Consider the following 17,218-nt stretch of genomic DNA (forward strand, 5'->3'; position numbering starts at 1 on the left):
GGGCTTCCGCACGACCAATCAGGTGAGTGCCGAAGTGACGTGCCCGTACCGGAGGGCGTGACCATGACCATCTTCGTCAGCTACACCCGGGCCGACGAGACCCTGGTGCGCGCCCTTCGGGACGACCTCGGCCGGATGGGGCAGCAGGTCTGGCTGGACCACGAGATCCGCGGCGGCGAGCTGTGGTGGCGGGAGATCCTCGAGACCATCCGGTCCGCGCGGGTCTTCGTGTTCGCGCTGTCCAAGGCGTCCTGGAAGTCGCTGCCCTGCCACGCGGAGTTCGACTACGCGCAGCAGTTGGGTCTGCCCGTGCTCCCCGTGCAGGTCGGCCCGCTGGACAACCTCCGCATCCCGATCATGGAACGGCAGATCGTCGACTACCGGGAACGCAGCGCCGACGCGATCGTGTCGTTGGCCGGCGCGCTCGCCGAGCTGACCGCCCGTCCGCTGGTGCTGCCGAACCCACTGCCCCCGCCGCCGAAGGTGCCGTTCGAATACCTCTACCGCATCGCCGAACTCCTCGGTCCGCGGCCCATCACGCCGGAGCGGCAGGAGATCATCATCGGGCAGTTGCGGCGGCACCTGAGGACGGAACAGGACGAGGTGGCCCGCGCGGACATCATCAAGCTGCTGCGCGAGTTCCGGGAACGCGGCGAGATCACCAACATGAACTCGCGCGAGATAGACGAGATCCTGTCGAAGGTAGAGCAGGGAGAGGTCGAGGTCGCCGCCGGCGCCACCTGGCTCCCGGCGGCCGACTACTGGCGCCAGGCCCAAGCCGCAGCCGGTCCGCAATCCGCTCCGGAGCAGGCCGACTCGGAGCAGGCCGAGTCGGAGTGGGGGCAGCCGCAGCAGGTCGAGCGTGAACAGGCCGAGCCGCAGCAGGTCGCGCCGAAAGAGCCGGAAGAGCCGGGAGAGGCCGAACGAGCGTTGGGCCAGCCTGAACGGGCCGAACCGACGCCGGTCGCCAAGACAGTCCAGCCGGGCCGGGAGACGCCGCCGCGTGCCCGGGGGGCGATGCCTCCGCCCGCACGCTCCACCAACACGGGCCCCGGCCCCGGCCCCGGAACGGCACCGCTCTGGCTGCGGCGCGTGATGGCGGACGCAGGTCAGCCGACCGTCGAAAAGCCGAATGTGGTCCCGCCCACCACGCGGCTACCCGCCACGCCGTCAGCCGGCTCGCGACCGTCCACCGGGCCGTCGTCGAGTTCGGGGCCACCACCCACCTCGCCGTCGACCTCGCCGTGGTGGCAGGGCAGCAAGCCCGAGCCGGAAAAGCCCGAGCCGGAAAGGCCCGTGCCGCACCCTCCGCCATCCGACAAGCGCCCGTTGGCGTTCGTGGCCGCGGTCCTCGGTGCGACCGGCATCCCGTTCCTGCTGCTGTCGATGATCGACATCCCCGACACCCCCGAGGTCGTCGGGATCACCGCCACGACGGGGTTGGCGGCCCTTGTCGGCCTGGTCCTCGGCGTCGTGGCCGCCAGGAGGGACGAGCCCCGATCCCGTCACGCCGTGGTGATCGCGTCGATCGGTCTGCTCGGTGTGATCATCTGCGTGGCGGCCTTGAGCGGCTAGTCCGGCCGATTGCGCCGCATCAGCCCGATCACGAACGTGAACAGGGCCGCCACAACACCCAGCAGTACCGCCGGGACAGGTTCCGCCTCGGACGCGGCGAGAAGGCCGAGAAACAGGCCGATGACAGCGGCGACCACGAACACGCTCGTGAGCGTCGGCCGCTTGGCCTCAGGCTCCTCCGCCGGAACGGGCAGGTTCCGCATCGCCGGATCGACCGCGGTCCACCAGTCGCCGCGTCGCGGCTGCGGTGCGACGAACGGTGGAGGTGGAGGCGGAGGCCGGAGCGGCGGGCGAGGCGCCTGAACGGGCGCGGGCACCCGCATCCGTTCCGGCACGACCGCCGTCGGCGTGCGCTCCCACCAGGGTTGGACCTGGGGCGCGAGCATGTCGTCCAACCCCGCGTCGGCGATCCACCCCGGCGCGCAGCACTGCTTGAGCCGCCGGGCCAGCTCGTCCAACCGCGCGTCGCCGATCCCCGCCAGGTGCGCCCACACGGGCGTGTCGAACGGCGACCGGAAGTCCTCCCGCCGGAACAGCAGGTTCTCGCCGTTGTACAACGTGCGCCAGCCGGCCGGGCTCTTCGCCAACGCCAGCAACGACAGGTAGATGACCAGCGCCGAGAACGTGTCCATCCACCGACCCCACGGCCGGTTCTCCGGCTGGTAGTTGCGGTGCCCGGTCTCGCTCGGCGCGAGCGACCCGGAGAACCGGGCGATCCACGAGCAGTCGAAGTCGACCAGCCGCAGGTCACCGCGCTGGTCCACCAGGACGTTGCCGTGTTGCAGGTCGCCGTGCGCGAACTCGGCCCGCTGCATCCGGCTCACCAGGTCACGCCACGACTGCGCCAACGCGGACAACGACGTGGTGTCCGCGCGCTCCACCAGCCCGTCCACGTGCCGGTTCAGCGTGTGGCCCTCCACCCACTGCATCCGCACCACGGGCCACGTGGCGCCGTTGACCCGGATCCCGTCGTCGATCCACCGGGGCAGGGCGACCGCGCTCACCAGGCCGCTCGACGTGAAGTGCTCGTGCAGCGCGCCGTAACGCGCACTGCTGGACACGTCGTGCCTGGTGAAGAACCGCAGCGCCTGCGCCTCGCCGCCGGCCATCGCCTTGAACACCACGGCGCTCGTGCCCGCCGCCGGCATGGGTATCCCGTACAGCGGGTGCACGACGAGTTCCAGTCCGCGCAGTTCGTCCACGAGGAAGGACTCGGGGTGCTGCACCGCCTTCATGTACTCGTCGGGAGTCGGGTACCGGTTCACAGGCACACCACCAGGTACGCGGCCTGCGCGCGGTCGATCCAGACCCGCATCAGGGTGACGTCGTCGTTGGTCATCTCCCGTGCCGCGCGCTGGTCGGCGACGAGCCTGCGGAACGTGTCGGGGTGGTCCAGGCCCGCCAACGTCGTCCACAACGCGTGCCGGTCGCGCAGGTCGGTCGCCGCGATCCACTGGGCGAACGCGTCCGTGGCGAAGTAGAGCTGGTCGCCGGCCACGAGGTCGCCCCGGGCGAACGACGCCCGGCCGATCATGTCGGCCAGCGTGGCGGACCCGGTGGGCAGACCGTCCGGGTTGGACCCGAACCCGTCGGCCGGTATCGGCGGGAACTGGGTGACCACGGTGCGGTCGCGCACGTGGAACAGCACCGCGTCGCCCAACGCGACCGCCGCCCAGTGCGGTCGCGGTCCGGCGAGGTCGCGGAGTTCGCAGCCGAGGAACGTGGCGAACGAACCGACGTTGGCCTGCTTGATCCGCTGCAGGTCCGTCGCACCGGCCAGGCGCGGGTCGTCGCGCCAGCGGTCCTGCATGTCCAGCACCCAGTGGTACAGCGCGTTCGCGGTCAGGTCCGGCGCCGCGCCCTGGTCCCCGACGAAGCCCGCGACCAGCTGCTGGGCCCAGCGGGCGGAGCCGAAGCCCTGCGTGGCGCCGTCCGCGACCGCGAACCGCGGGCCGTGACCGTTCGCGTCGGCCGGCGCCGCCGCCGCGCCGTCTTCCCACTCGGCCTCGGTGTTGCCGTGCTTGGACGCGTAGAAGACGACCTGTCGGCTGTGGATCACGACACCTCCTACCGCGGCCGATCCGGGACTCTCGTGCCGATCTGCAACACCCGGAGCAGGGTCGAGCGGCCGACGTTGAGCGCCAGGCCACGCGCGCCCGGCTGGACGTCGTAGCCGTCGACCCTGGCGTTGTCGATCATCGGCTGGGGCAGCGGGCTGCTCAGCTCGAACAGGTCCGGTCCGGGCGCCGGCAGGCCGGTCGGATCGGACGGGAAGACGATCTCGGCGACCTCGAAGGGGGACAGGAAGATGTTGAAGAACAGCGTCGCCCCGTCGTTGGTCTCGATCGACGTCAGCCGCTTCACCCAGTCGTGGAGGGAGGCGCCGTCGTGCGGGCTGTCGGTCACCATGCCGTCGGTGATGTTGATGACGATCGGCGGGAACGAGTTGGGGTGCCCGGCGGCCCAGTCGAACACGTGCGCGCCGGCGACCTCGATCGCCTGGCACATGGGCGTGCGGTAGCCGTGCACCGGGTCGACCCACACCGGCATCCGCGCGCTCACCGGCATCAGGTCGATGGACGGCTCCTCGCGCACCGCCATCGGGTGCTCGGCCAACTCGGGCAGCGGCACCAGACCGCGCCCGGCCAGCACACCGCCGAACGCCGACTCGACACCCTCGCCGGGTGTGTTGACGCGGGCGCCGTAGCTGAAGATGCCGACGTCGAAGTAGTGCCGCACGGGTGCGTTGACCTCGGTGGTCGCCTTGATGCACATGTCCAGCAGGATGTTGTTGACCGCCAACGCCGCGCCGACCGCGAGCGAGGCGCCGGTGCGGCCCCAGGCGAGCTTCATCGAGTCCGAGCGGTCCAGCAGGATCACCACGCACCCCGGCTCGGACCGCGACACGGACTGTCGATACCTGTCCACGCTGCACCGCCTCTTCGTCGTTCTCGGCCGTCACGTCATCCGGTGAGGTTGCGGCGGACCACCGTCGTCGGCCACGGCGCGCCCGCGCTCCACTCCCACCGGTGGCCGCAGTTGGGGTTGCGGCAGTGGAAGGCGTACGCGTCGCCGTGCTGCTCCACGTCCAGTCGGAAATCGCCGCAGTGCGGGCACTGCGCCACCACCGCGCGGTTGGCGTCGTAGCTCGTCAGCGGTGTCGCGGCGGCCGGCTGTTCGGTTCGGACGGCCGCCGGTCGACCGGGCGTCTCGGTCCACCACGGGCGGTTGTTGCCGGATCGGGCCGGTTCGGGCGACGGGGTCGGGTGGACGAACACCGGTGACAGGGACGTGTCGTCCGTCGGGTGCTCGAAAACGGGCGGCGACACGGGTGCGGCTCCGGTTCCGGTCTCGGGTTCGCGTTCGGTTTCGGGTTCGGTTTCGGGTTCGGCCTTGGGGACCGAGCGCCTCTCGGTGGTCAACAGCCCGATGGCCACGGCGAAACCGAGGAGCGCGCTGACCGCCACCAGGACCACCGACTGCGACGTGTCCAGGTACCGGAGCCGACTGCCGAGCAGCCCGCCCGCCGTGGCACACACGACGGTCAGGGACACGACCACCACACTCTTCGTGGTCATGACGTCGGCCTGTTCACGAGGAGTTCGATCCGCCTGTCGCCGCCGACGACCTTCGGGACGCGCTCCGCCCAACAGGTGAACTCGCCGCGTTTCGTCGTGCCCGGAGCCGACCACTCGCGGGGGAGCTCGGCGCAGACCGTCAGCGACTCGCCCGACATGACGTCCTCGACCTTGCCGTCCGCACCGACCTCGAAGCCCGATCCGCGTCCGACGAGAACCGTCACCTCGGCGATGTCCGGTCCGGTGACGGGCACCGGCGTCGTGCCGCCTTGCTCGTCCTTCGTCGTCACGAACTGGAGGTCCACCGTGGGCTCCTCGCCGGCCGGTGGGGTCGTCGCGGGCTCGCTCACCACCGCCCCGAGCAGCAGGACCGAGAGGAACGAGATCACCAGCGCGTACACCGGCGCCAGCCAGCGGCTGCGCAGGCCGTCGGGTGTCACGGCCCGGTTCGGGGTATCGGCAGACCCGCCCGACAGGTGCACCTGGACCTCCGCGCGGAGTGTTTCGGCGTGTACTCCTGGTATCGCGGAGGATCTCGCAGTCGTGTCGCCGTGTCCCCCGGATGGGCGAACGGCCGCTGGTCAGAAAGGGGTCACGGCAGCGCACCCGTGGTGGCCAGGAGCAGGGCCACGGCGGGCAGGAAGTTGTTCACCTGGTGGGCGACGACACTGGCCAGCAGGTTGCCGGTGAACAGCCGGGCCAGGCCGATCGGGATCGACAGCACCAGCAGCAGCGGTGTGCGCAGCAGTTCGAGGTGCGCGAAGGAGAACGCCAGGCTGGTCACCGCGAACACGACCCAGCGGTTCCAGCGCCAGTGCTCCAGCGCCCGCCACAACACGCCCCGGAACAGCACCTCCTCGCCGAGCGGGGCGACCAGCCACACCACGAGGAACGTGACCGCGGCCGCCACCGGCCCCAACTCGCGCCCGGCGAACACGTCACCGACCGCCGACGTGGCCTGCTCGTCACCCACCCAGGCGGCCCACAACGCCGCCGCGGGCAGCGTGAGCACCAACCCGCCCAGCCCGAACGCCACACCGATGCCGATGTCCCGGCCGTTCCAGCGGACCGCCAGCTCACGCCGCGCCCGCCCGGCCTTCGGTCCGCTGCCCAGCCGGGCCACGCCCAGCACCGCCACGACCGCGCCCACCGAGGTCGGCACGACCAGCAACGCGAGCAGCAGACCGTCCTCCAGCAACGCCGGATCCCCGGTGCCGAACGCGAGCAGCACCACCACCGACGCGGCCACCATCACCAGCTGCGCGGCGAGGAACACCGCCACCAACGTCAGCCCGGCCCGCCGTTCCCTCGCCGGGGCGTCGACGGACGGCCACGGCGCGGGTGCGCGGTCGTCCAGGGGGACCGGCTCGTTCTGCTCATCGCTCACAATCGTGAATAACCCGCGCAGACGGCCAGGTCAACTGTGTTGGTGGCCGCCGCTCCGCAGACGGCGGCGCGGTCGCCTGGGAGGGTCGCGCGGAGCAACAGCCTGAACACCCCCGGTACACCCGCCGGGCTGTAGACCGGGAAGAACACCTCGACCGCACCACCCGGGAACAGGTTCACCGAGAGTGCGGAATTCGCGCTATATCGAATTTCCGGGAATCTTCTTGTTCGCCGGGTGGAACCGCCACCGTTGTTCGCCGTCGTCGCGGAACTCCCCGGTGGCACGCATGCCGATGCGGCGCGCGACCGCCTCACTGGCCGCGTGTTCGGGCGCGATGTGGGCGTGCACGTCACGTGCGCCGCGTTCGACCAGCCAACCGACTACCGCCGCGGCGGCCTCGGTGGCGTACCCGTGGCCCTGGAACGGCACCCCGATCACCCATGCCAATTCCGCGACCAGCCCATTCACCGTGACCGTCGTGGTCGCCTGCACGGTGCCGACGGCGACATCGTCCGCGTCCCGCACGGCGATCCAGTTCAACCAGCCTGCACTCCCGTCATCGGACGTCGGCCGTTCCCAACGCCTGTAGCGCAGCGCGAGTTCGGCGACGCTCGGCGGGGCGCCACCGATGATCGAGTACAGCGCGGGATCGCCCAGTACCTTCGCCATCTCCTCCGCGTGCGCGACCCGCACCGGCACGACCCGCAACCGCGCCGTCCGCACCACGGCGTCCTGCGGCCACCGCGCGGGCACCACCATCGCGTCACCCAGGGCTGGTTCGGTGCGTGGGTTCATGTCGGCGGTCCCCCTGGACGATCGCGGCTGCGGCGGGTCGGCAGCCGGGTAGGCCCGGTCGCCACGGTCACTCTCCTGTATCGGCACCTCCGAGAGGAAGCCGGTTTCCCAACCTGTGAACACGCTCAGTGAGCACAAGGTAACTGTGCGGCGTTCCGGATGAAACACGTTCGACATCACCCGTCGCTGTACTTCAACCGTCGAATCGCATCCCGCCGACGCGGTGCGGACTCTTCGAAAACCCTGGCCCGACGCGGAATCCCGCGCTGTCCGAAGGGATCGAACCGTGGTCGAGCACGACGAGTTGGACGGCGCGCACCTGCCCGTGGTGGTCGTGGGCGGTGGGCAGGCCGGGCTGTCGATGAGCCACCGGCTGGGCGAACGCGGCGTCGAGCACGTGGTGCTGGAGAAGGACCAGGCGGGCGGCGAGTGGGCCGCCCGGCGGTGGGACTCGTTCTGCCTCGTCACGCCCAACTGGCAGTGCCGGCTGCCAGGCTTCCCGTACTCCGGCGACGACCCGGACGGGTTCATGGGGCGCGACGAGATCGTCGCCTACATCCGTGACTACATCCGCTCGTTCGGACCACCGCTGCGCGAAGGCGTCGCTGTCACCCGCCTGAGGCGCACCGACAAAGGATTCCGGCTCACCACGACGAACGGCGTGCTCACGGCCGACCAGGTCGTCCTCGCCACCGGCCCGTACCAGGTGCCACGCATCCCACGCCCGGCCGAACGGCTGCCCGAAGCCATCACGCAAGTGCACTCCTCGACCTACCGCAACCCGGAACAGCTGCCCGACGGCGAGGTGCTGGTCGTGGGCAGCGGGCAGTCCGGCAGCCAGATCGCCGAGGACCTGCACCTCGCCGGTCGCCGGGTGCACCTCGCGGTCGGCACGGCGCCGCGCGTCGCCCGCTCCTACCGGGGCCGGGACGTGGTCGCGTGGTTGGACGGGATGGGCTACTACCGGCGCGGCATCGAGGAGTTCGACGACGCCGACGCGGTGCGGTTCCGGGTCAACCACTACGTCACCGGACGGGACGGCGGGCGCGACATCGACCTGCGGGCGTTCGCGCGGGACGGGATGCGGCTGCACGGCAGGCTCACCGGGATCAGCGAAGGCGTGCTGCGGTTCGCCGACGACCTGAAGGCCAACCTCGACCACGCCGACGCGGTGTCCGAGGGCATCAAGGACTCCATCGACGCCCACATAGCCCGACAGGGCATCGACGCTCCACAAGAGACTCGTTACACACCGGTGTGGACGCCACCCGATGGCCCCGGAGAAGTGGACGCGGCAACGCTTTCCGCCGTCGTGTGGGCCACCGGGTTCGGCACCGATCGGCGGTGGATCGAGGTCCCGGTGTTCGACGGCCGGGGCTACCCGACGCACGTGCGCGGTGTGACCAGCTGCCCCGGCCTGTACTTCCTCGGCCTGCCCTGGCAGCACACGTGGGGCTCGGGCCGGTTCTGCGGTGTCGCCGACGACGCCGAACACCTGGCCCGCGAGATCACCCGGCCACGCGCGGCGCCGTCACCCGCCGAGGTCCGCTGGATCGCGGGCACCCGCACCGACACCTGGCCCCGTGACGACGACTGGACCGCGCCGCGCACCGTGGCCTGACCACCCGGAGGTGACCATGGGCACCGTCTACGACGCGCACCGACACCTCGGCGTGCTGCCCGCCCACCCGTTCTACGGCGGCCCCGCCGTGAACCCCGACCGAAACGCCCGCGCCACCATCCGTGAACTGATCGCCGACCTCGACGCCGAGGGCACCGAACGCGCGCTCGTGATACCCAACTACGGCGTGCCCGACCCGGCGCTCGCGTTCTCCTTCAACGAGTTGTGCGTGGAGGCGGCGAGCACCGACGACCGGATCCGGGCCGGGCTGTGGGTGTCACCGCTGGCCCGTGACGCGGACCGCACCGAGGCGGCGCTGCGCCTGGCGGGCGAGCCGGGTGTGCGGGCGCTGAAGCTCAGCTTCCTGCTCGGCGGCAGACCGACCGACCCGGCGTGCCGCCCCGGCCTCGACCGGATCTTCGCGGTGGCGGCCGAACACCACCTGGTGGTGCACGTGCACACCTCGCCCGGAGCCGCGTCCGACATCGACGAGGTCGGTCACCTCGTCGACTGGTACGGCGACCACGTCGCGGTGCACCTCGTGCACTTCGGCGGCGGTATGAGCGGGCACATCAAGCTGGTCGGCTCGCGCTTCTTCGACTGGATCGACCGGGGCAAGCGCGTCTACACCGACCTGTCGTGGGCGATCGGCTTCGCGCCGCGCTGGCTCGCCGACGAGATCGACAAGCGCGGCACGGGGCACGACCGCGTGCTGTTCGCCAGCGACGAGCCGTGGGGCGACCACCCCGGCGAGTGCGCCCGCCTGCGTGCGGCGGTCGGGGACGGCGAGCTCGCCGACCTCGTCTTCCGCGCCACGTTCGAAGAACTCTACGGCTGACCCCAAGTGCTCAAGAGATGACAAGGAGTCGAGATGGCCGACCTGACCGAACTCGAGAAGCAGAGCCTGGACGAGATCCCGCACCCGTCGCTGCCCGAGGGCTCGTCCCTCTACGGCGGGACCAAGGTGTTCCCCGACTACCAGGCCGAGGCGGGCGAAACGTACTTCACCCTGGTCCACGGCATCGCGCACGAGTCGTCGGTGAGCTTCGTGGCGATCCTCCAGGCGACCCGCGCGCTGCGGAAGGGCTTCGAGTCGGCGATCTACTTCTACGGTCCCGGTTCGCTGAACTGCCTGGCCACCAGGGGGTTCCCGACGACGGGCAACGCCGCGTTCCCCGGTGAGATGAACATCAACGACCAGCTCAAGACGTTCATCGCCGAGGGCGGCAAGGTGTTCTGCTGCCGGTTCGGCCTGTCGCTGCACGGCGCGCGGGAGGAAGACCTCATCGAGGGCGTCATCCCCACGCACCCGTTGGACGTGCAGGACGCGTTGATCCACTACGCGCGCAAGGGCGCGATCATCAACTCCACCTACATGTTCTAGGGGGTCGTCGTGCGCGTTGGCACCGAGAACGACGTGATCGCGGCGAGAGTCGGCATCGCCGTGCAAGGGGTGCGCGTGGACGCGCCCGTGCGACGGCCGCAGGGCGCGGGGCCCAGCGACGACGGGCACGTCCTGGTCGACGGTGCCAACGCGGCACTACCCCGCAACCCCGACAGTCCCTACGAGGTGCGGGACGGGAGGATCTTCCACGGCGCGGTGGACACCGGGCTGTCGTTGACGGTCGTGCGGCGACCCAGGTTCTACGACCTGGTGACCGCGGACGGCGTGCCGTACGAGCAGATCGCCCGGTTGCACGGCAAGGACGTGCTGGCGACGACGGTCGTGCAGACGTGCATACGGTATGGAGAAGACCAGCGGTGCCGGTTCTGCACGATCGAGGAGTCGTTGCGGGCCGGGGCCACGGTCGCGGCCAAGACGCCCGCGCAGTTGGCCGAGGTCGCGTCGGCGGCCGTTCGGCTGGACGGCGTCCGGCAGATGGTGATGACGACCGGGACGACCGCCGGTCCCGATCGCGGTGCGCGGAACCTGGTGCGGAGCGTGCGGGCGGTGCTGGAGGCCGTGCCGGGGTTGCCGATCCAGGTGCAGATCGAGCCGCCGGGTGATCCGGGTGTGCTCGCCGAGCTGCGTGCGGCGGGTGCGACGGCGATCGGCATCCACGTCGAGTCGTTGGACGACGAGGTGCGGCGGAGGTGGATGCCGGGGAAGTCGACCGTGCCGTTGGCCGAGTACTGGGCGGCGTGGGACGAGGCGGTGCGGGTGTTCGGGTGGAACAAGGTGTCCACCTACCTGTTGATCGGCCTCGGTGAGGACGCCGAGTCGGAGGCGGATTCGATCGTGGCGGGTGCGGCTTCGCTGATCGAGCGCGGCGTGTACCCGTTCGCGGTGCCGTTCCGGCCGATGGCGGGCACGTTGGCGCGGCGGGACGGGGTGGCGGGGCCGTCGGTGGAACTGGTGGCCTCGGTGACGTCGCGGATCGCCGAGCTGCTGCGTGCGGCCGGGATGACCGGTGCGGGGCAGGAGGCCGGGTGCGCGGCTTGCGGTGCGTGCGGCGCGTTGCAGGCGGCGGGCGGATGATCGCCTTCGACGGCCCGCTCCGGGCGACGGCGTCGGAGGTCGTGGCGCTGCTGGGTGAACGGCCGGTGCGACCGGGGTTCCGGATCGAGCCGGCGGACGACGTCGCGGCGTACCGGGAGCTGCGGCGGCGCGTGTTCGTGGAGGAGCAGGGGCTGTTCTCCGGGACCGACTTGGACGAGCACGACGACGATCCGCGCACGGTCGTGCTGGTGGCGCGGGACGAGCACGGGCAGCTGCTGGGCGGGGTTCGCCTGCACCCGGCGCGGGTCGACGGCCCGGACATCGGCTGGTGGCAGGGCGGGCGGCTGGTGGTCGACCCGGCCAGTCGCGGCACGCGCGGCGGCGGCGGCAGGCGCGGCGGCGGCGGCAGGCGCGGCGGCGGCGGCGGCAGGCGCGGCAGCGGCACGGATAGTGCCGGTGGTGCCGGCGGCTCTCATGGTGCGGGTGGAGTCGCTGATTCGGACCGAGTCCGTGGCGGTGGCGGCTCCGGTGGTGACGACGGCGGTGGTTGGTCGCGGTCCTCGTTGTTTCAACCGACGTTTCAACCTGGCGATAACGCTGTTTTCTTTAGGTCCTCAGGCCATGATCACTCGATCGGGTTTGGTTCGGGTGGTGTCGGTGGGGTCGGGCCGGCTCTGGTGCGGGCGGCGTGCGCTTACGTCGAGGGTGCCGGGGCGTTGCGGTTCGACGCAACCGTGCAGGCGCGTAACGAGGTGCTGTTCACCCGGTTGGGGTGGACACGGGTCCGGGACGTCGTCGTGGCCGGGCAGCCGCACGTGTTGATGCGGTGGCCGATCGGTCGCATCGCGGCTTTGGTCGCCGCCACCAAGCGCGACCTCGGGCGTCTGCTGCACGGGCTGAACCCCGGCGGCGCCGGCTTCGTCGGTGACGACGGCGCGCCCGTGCCCGGCAGCGATCTCGTGGCGGCGTGTGACGCGATCGTGCCCTCGATGGTGGAGCGCTCACCAGAGTGGGCCGGGTGGTGTTCGGTCCTGGTCAACCTGAACGACCTGGCCGCGATGGGCGCGGAACCGGTCGGGCTATTGGATGCAATAGGCGCGCGGGACGTGTCGTTCGCGTCCAGAGTCCTCAGTGGACTTCGTATGGCGTGTACTGCATACGATGTGCCGGTTCTTGGTGGGCACACGCAGCTCGGTGTGCCGGCCGCGCTGTCGGTCACGGCGCTGGGGCGGACCGCGCATCCCGTGCCGGCCGGTGGTGGGAAGCCGGGACATCACGTCAGGCTCACCGCCGATCTGGGCGGTGGGTGGCGGACGGGCTACCAGGGACGTCAGTGGGACTCGACGTCCACCCGCCGCACGCCCGAACTGCGCGCGATGCTCGGCTCGGTGGCCGTCGCGCGACCGAAAGCCGCCAAGGACGTGTCCATGGCCGGTGTCGTCGGCACGCTCGGGATGCTCGCCGAGGCCAGTGGCTGCGCCGCCGTGCTCGACGTGGCCGCGGCGCCACGGCCACGTGAGGCGAGCGCGGGCGACTGGCTCACCTGCTTCCCCGGCTTCGCCATGCTCACCGCCGACGAACCGGGCACCCCGGCCCCGCCCGCCGGCCCGGCCGAGAGCGCGGTGTGCGGTGAGCTGGTCGCCGGGCGCGGTGTAGTGCTGCGCTGGCCGGACGGAGACGTCACCGAAGCTGTCACGGGCGCCGTGACGGGAATGGGGATCGCATGAGCGTCCTGCGCGTGGCCGCCGCGGCGGCGCCGTTCGACCGCGACCTGGAAGCCGATTTCGCCCGGGTGGCCGACCTGATCGAGGGCGCGAAGGCGGCCGGGGTCGGTCTGCTCGCGCTGCCCGAGGCCTGTCTCGGCGGCTATCTGTCCACTCTGGACGGCAGTGCGGACGGTCCGCCCGCGCTGGCGCTGGACGGTCCCGAGATCGGCAGGCTGGCGGCACTCGCGGGCGACCTGGTCGTCACCGCCGGGTACTGCGAGCTGGCCGACGGCGTGCGCTACAACAGCGTCGTCTGCGTGACCGGTGACGGCGTGCTCGGCAACCACCGCAAGGTGCACCAGCCGTTGAACGAGAACGCCAGCTACGGCGCGGGCGACGGTTTCGCCGCGTTCGACACGCCGGTCGGCCGGCTCGGCATGATGATCTGCTACGACAAGGCGTTCCCCGAATCGGCCCGCGCGCTGGCACTGGACGGCGCCGAGATCGTGGTGTGCGCGTCGGCGTGGCCGGGCAGCCGCACGAACGCCGCCGCCGACCTGGCCGAGGACCGGTGGACCCGCCGGTTCGACCTGTTCGACCGGGCGCGGGCGTTGGAGAACCAGGTCGTGTGGGTGTCGGCGAACCAGTCCGGCGAGTTCGGCTCGCTGCGGTTCGTGGCCAGCGCCAAGGTGGTCGACCCCGGCGGTGACGTGCTCGCCACCACCGGTGTCGCGGCGGGCGTGGCGGTGGCGGAGATCGACGTGACGGCGGCGTTGGAGGCGGCCCGCCGGTCGATGGGCCACCTGCGGGACCGCCGACCGGAGGCCTACCAGCCGGTGGACGGCGACCTCGCACGGGCATGATGCACTCGTGAGCACCCTTCGCATCGGGGCCGCGGCGGCGGCGTTCGGCCGCGACCTCGACTTCGACCTGCGCCGCATCGGCACCCTCGTCGACCACGCCCGGCGGTCCGGTGTCGGACTGCTGGTGCTGCCCGACGCCGCGCTCGGCGGCTACCTCGCCGACCTGCGGCACCCCGACCCCGACGCGTTGCCGCCCGCGTTGGAACCGGACGGTCCGCTCATCAGGGAGGTCGCGCGGATGGCGGCGGAGATGGTGGTGTGCGTGGGGTACTGCGAGGCCGACGGCGACGACCGGTACAACAGCGCGGTGTGCGTCAACGGCGACGGCGTGCTCGGCAGGCACCGCAAGGTGCACCAGCCCGCGGGCGAGTCCATCGCCTACCGGGCGGGCGACGAGTTCACCGCGTTCGACACGCCCGTGGGTCGGCTGGGCATGCTCATCGACTACGACAAGACGTTCCCGGAGGCCGCCCGGTCGTTGGCACTGGACGGGGCGGAGATCCTGGCGTGCCTGTCCGCGTGGCCGACCAGCATCACCAACCGCGCGCCGCGGATGGCGCAGGACCGGCAGTCCCGGCTGTTCGACCTGTACGACTGCGCGCGGGCGGCCGAGAACCAGGTCGTGCTGGCGTCGTCCAACCAGACCGGCGCGTTGGGCGGGATGAAGTTCCTCGGGCAGGCCAAGGTGGTCGGTCCGGGTGGCGAGGTGCTGGCGCGCACGTGGTCCAAGGCCGGGATCGCGGTGGCGGAGGTCGATCCGCCGGTCGAGATCGCCAAGGCGCGCCGGGTGCTCAGCCACCTGGCCGAGCGGAAACCGGCGGCGTACGCGTGAGGGTCGCGCTGCTGACGTACTCGTCCAAGCCGCGTGGCGGGGTGGTGCACACGTTGGCGTTGGCGGAGGCGTTGGCTGCTGCGGGTGCTTCCGTGACGGTGTGGACGTTGGGGCGGGGTGGGGACACCGGGTTCTTCCGGCCGGTGGACCGGCGGGTGGCGTTGCGGGTGGTGCCGTTCCCGGAGGTGGAGGGCGAGGAGGTCGGGGCGCGGATCCTGCGGTCGATCGCCGTGCTGCGGGAGGCGTTCGACCCGTCCGGGTTCGACGTCGTGCACGCGCAGGACTGCATCAGCGCCAACGCGGTGGACGTGTGCGTGCGGACGGTGCACCACATCGACCACTTCACCACGCCGGAGTTGGCGGCTTGTCATGAGCGCGCGCTGACGTCGCCGGTCGCGCACGTGTGCGTGTCTTCGGCGGTGGCGGGGGAGTTGCGGGACGGGTGGGGGATCGCGGCCGAGGTGATACCCAACGGGGTGGATGCGGCGCGGTTCGCTCGTGCTGGGCGGCGCGGGTGGGAGCACTTGGGGCGGTACGTGCTCGCGGTGGGTGGGATCGAGCCGCGTAAGGGGTCTCTCGAGCTGCTGGAGGCGTATGCCTTGTTGCGGGCTCGGCATCCTGATGTGCGGTTGGTGATGGCGGGCGGGGAGACGTTGTTCGACTACCGGGACTACCGGGCTCGGTGGGAGGAGCGGGCTCGGGAGTCGGGGGTGGAGCCGGTCGTGCTCGGGCCGGTGGACCACGACGCGTTGCCGTCGTTGGTGGCGTCGGCGGCGGTGTTCGCGTTCCCGTCCACGAAGGAGGGGTTCGGGCTGGCGGCCATGGAGGCGTTGGCGGCCGGTGTGCCGTTGGTGGCGCGTGACCTGCCGGTGTTGCGGGAGGTGTTCGACGGTGCTGCGCGTTTTGCCGTCACTCCGTCGGAGTTCGCGGAGGCGTTGGCCGATGCCTTGGCCGACGGTGGGGCGTTCGCCGAGGTGGGTAGGGCGTTGGCGGACCGTCACACGTGGGCGGAGGCGGCCCAACGCCACCTCACGTTCTACCGCTCTCTGCTCGACCGGGGTGTTCTGAGTGTTGAACTCGGGGGTCCTGAAGGTAGGACACGCGCGTTCTGAAGGTAGGACACACCTGTTCTGAAGGTAGGACACACGGGGGCTGGGGGTAGGACACACGCGGTGGTTAGGGGTGTTCGGAGTGGACGTGGGTGCGGGAGACGTCGATCGCCCTGGGCGGTGACGGCGGCACGCCGGCGCGGGACGTGGCGCGGGCCTACGTCGAGTGCGTGGAAGGCGACATCACCGGGCGGAACTGCGAGTGCTACCACAAAGATCGGTAGTGGTCCAGCACCCTCTGCACCCCGACCTCCGGCGGCTCGACCGCGGAATCAACCACGAGGTCCGGGTCGTCCCAGTTCTCCCACCGCTCCTTCATCCGCAGCACGTGTTCCCACGACACCGTCTGGTGCCAGCCGGGGATCCCGCGCGCCCGGCCCTCGACGCGGCTGCGCTGCAACACCTCGTCCGAGCACACGCACTCCACGCCCACGAACACGCCACCCAGGCGCTCGGTCACCGATCGCCACCGCCGCCGGGTCTCCCGGCGGTGCCCGGTCGCGTCCACGATCACGTCGAGACCGAGTTGCAGTTGCCGCGCCACCGACGCGGTCAGGTTCACCTCCGCCAAGTGCGCGGTGTTGTCCGACCGCAGGGCGCCGAACGGCACCAGCGCGCCCAGTTGCCAGTCCATGGAGAACACCGGCGCGGTGAGCCGCCAGGCGAGGGCTTCCGCCAACGTGCTCTTACCCGTCCCCGGCACACCCGCGAGCAGGATCGTCCGAGGCCGCCGCACGGCGTCCGGGCGTGGAATCGGCCGCAGCTTCTCGTACTCCGCGTGCGCCCGGTCCGCCATCAGTGCCTGCAACTCCTCGCGCACGACGTCCAGCCCCGGAACACCCGGCGGCCGGACACCGCCCTCCTCGACCGCGCGCACCCAACCCAGCACCAGGTGCTCGGGACGCACGAACACGTCACCCAGCCGTTCGGCCTCCAACGACGCCGCGCTCACCAGCACCGCGCGTTCGACCGTGCCGACGCCGAAACCAGGCACGTCGAGCCGGGCCACCAGTTCCGCCGCGATCCCACCCGCGCCGGGGTCGGAGAGCCGGGAGAGGTCGGCGAGCAGGTCACCGGCTGACGGGTGCACCGGAAGATCGACCACGAGGCTCCAATCGGCAATTCCCTTGGTGCTGACCAGGCTGGCCGGCAGTACGTGTCGTGATCGTGAACCGTACTGAACCCGTCGACCGGAGCGCCGGCCGTTGCTTGCCGGAGAACCGGTACGACTGCGTCCCCCGGACGTGTCCGACGCCGAGGCCCGCTGGCGCTGGCGCTGGAACAGCGATCCCGGGGTCACGCGGTGGATGTC

General features: G+C 71.3%; 18 protein-coding genes. 10 read left to right on the top strand and 8 right to left on the bottom strand.

All coding sequences use genetic code 11. The features are described 5' to 3' along the window. Window positions 1-63: 63 nt before the first annotated feature. Window positions 64-1,575, top strand: coding sequence for a TIR domain-containing protein (locus tag FM051_RS20915; RefSeq protein WP_158845918.1), 1,512 nt, complete (start codon window positions 64-66; stop codon window positions 1,573-1,575). Here the strand turns inward: FM051_RS20915 and FM051_RS20920 are convergent. The 7 genes from FM051_RS20920 to FM051_RS20950 all read right to left on the bottom strand — a co-directional run bounded on the left by FM051_RS20920 (window position 1,572) and on the right by FM051_RS20950 (window position 7,335). Further along, entirely contained in the window at window positions 1,572-2,840 is a 1,269-nt protein-coding gene (locus tag FM051_RS20920) for a protein kinase family protein (protein WP_158845921.1), read from the bottom strand. The genes FM051_RS20915 and FM051_RS20920 overlap by 4 nt on opposite strands. After that, window positions 2,837-3,634, bottom strand: coding sequence for a hypothetical protein (locus FM051_RS20925; protein ID WP_158845923.1), 798 nt, complete (start codon window positions 3,632-3,634; stop codon window positions 2,837-2,839). The genes FM051_RS20920 and FM051_RS20925 overlap by 4 nt, the downstream gene beginning before the upstream one ends. Before the next feature lie 8 nt (window positions 3,635-3,642). After that, window positions 3,643-4,482, bottom strand: coding sequence for a vWA domain-containing protein (locus tag FM051_RS20930; protein ID WP_202918947.1), 840 nt, complete (start codon window positions 4,480-4,482; stop codon window positions 3,643-3,645). Window positions 4,483-4,538: 56 nt separating this feature from the next. Further along, complete coding sequence (locus FM051_RS20935; protein ID WP_158845927.1) at window positions 4,539-5,153, bottom strand: hypothetical protein; 615 nt, start codon at window positions 5,151-5,153, stop codon at window positions 4,539-4,541. Further along, entirely contained in the window at window positions 5,150-5,593 is a 444-nt protein-coding gene (locus tag FM051_RS20940; RefSeq protein WP_158845929.1) for a hypothetical protein, read from the bottom strand. Before FM051_RS20940 ends, FM051_RS20935 begins: the two co-directional genes overlap by 4 nt. Window positions 5,594-5,745: 152 nt before the next feature. Next, entirely contained in the window at window positions 5,746-6,540 is a 795-nt protein-coding gene (locus FM051_RS20945; RefSeq protein WP_238412527.1) for a CPBP family intramembrane glutamic endopeptidase, read from the bottom strand. A gap of 198 nt (window positions 6,541-6,738) precedes the next feature. After that, entirely contained in the window at window positions 6,739-7,335 is a 597-nt protein-coding gene (locus tag FM051_RS20950; RefSeq protein ID WP_238412528.1) for a GNAT family N-acetyltransferase, read from the bottom strand. Window positions 7,336-7,621: 286 nt separating this feature from the next. Between FM051_RS20950 and FM051_RS20955 the strand changes: the two genes are divergently transcribed. The 9 genes from FM051_RS20955 (at window position 7,622) to FM051_RS53220 (ending at window position 16,130) form a co-directional block, all read left to right on the top strand. Continuing rightward, complete coding sequence (locus FM051_RS20955; RefSeq protein WP_238412529.1) at window positions 7,622-8,956, top strand: MSMEG_0569 family flavin-dependent oxidoreductase; 1,335 nt, start codon at window positions 7,622-7,624, stop codon at window positions 8,954-8,956. 16 nt (window positions 8,957-8,972) lie between these two features. Continuing rightward, window positions 8,973-9,794, top strand: coding sequence for an amidohydrolase family protein (locus FM051_RS20960; protein WP_158845931.1), 822 nt, complete (start codon window positions 8,973-8,975; stop codon window positions 9,792-9,794). Between the two features lie 33 nt (window positions 9,795-9,827). Continuing rightward, on the top strand, window positions 9,828-10,340 hold the full coding sequence (locus FM051_RS20965; RefSeq protein WP_158845933.1) for an MSMEG_0572/Sll0783 family nitrogen starvation response protein: 513 nt from the start codon (window positions 9,828-9,830) through the stop codon (window positions 10,338-10,340). Window positions 10,341-10,349: 9 nt separating this feature from the next. Further along, window positions 10,350-11,435, top strand: coding sequence for an MSMEG_0568 family radical SAM protein (locus FM051_RS20970; RefSeq protein ID WP_158845935.1), 1,086 nt, complete (start codon window positions 10,350-10,352; stop codon window positions 11,433-11,435). Further along, a complete protein-coding gene (locus tag FM051_RS20980; RefSeq protein WP_420803611.1) occupies window positions 11,387-13,123 on the top strand; it encodes an MSMEG_0567/sll0787 family protein in 1,737 nt (578 codons plus the stop codon). The genes FM051_RS20970 and FM051_RS20980 overlap by 49 nt, the downstream gene beginning before the upstream one ends. Next, entirely contained in the window at window positions 13,120-13,965 is an 846-nt protein-coding gene (locus tag FM051_RS20985) for a carbon-nitrogen hydrolase family protein (protein WP_158845937.1), read from the top strand. The genes FM051_RS20980 and FM051_RS20985 overlap by 4 nt, the downstream gene beginning before the upstream one ends. Window positions 13,966-13,972: 7 nt before the next feature. Next, window positions 13,973-14,797: a carbon-nitrogen hydrolase family protein gene (locus FM051_RS20990; protein WP_158845939.1), complete on the top strand. Its 825-nt coding sequence runs from the start codon at window positions 13,973-13,975 to the stop codon at window positions 14,795-14,797. Then, window positions 14,794-15,909, top strand: a complete 1,116-nt coding sequence (locus tag FM051_RS20995) for an MSMEG_0565 family glycosyltransferase (RefSeq protein WP_158845941.1) — start codon at window positions 14,794-14,796, stop codon at window positions 15,907-15,909. Before FM051_RS20990 ends, FM051_RS20995 begins: the two co-directional genes overlap by 4 nt. An 89-nt stretch (window positions 15,910-15,998) precedes the next feature. Next, entirely contained in the window at window positions 15,999-16,130 is a 132-nt protein-coding gene (locus FM051_RS53220; protein WP_274383651.1) for a hypothetical protein, read from the top strand. Here the strand turns inward: FM051_RS53220 and FM051_RS21000 are convergent. Next, window positions 16,112-17,011, bottom strand: coding sequence for an AAA family ATPase (locus tag FM051_RS21000; RefSeq protein WP_158845943.1), 900 nt, complete (start codon window positions 17,009-17,011; stop codon window positions 16,112-16,114). The genes FM051_RS53220 and FM051_RS21000 overlap by 19 nt on opposite strands. Window positions 17,012-17,218 lie beyond the last annotated feature (207 nt).

The sequence above is a fragment of the Saccharothrix deserti genome, assembly GCF_009769385.1.
GTDB classification, from domain to species: Bacteria; Actinomycetota; Actinomycetes; order Mycobacteriales; family Pseudonocardiaceae; genus Actinosynnema; species Actinosynnema deserti.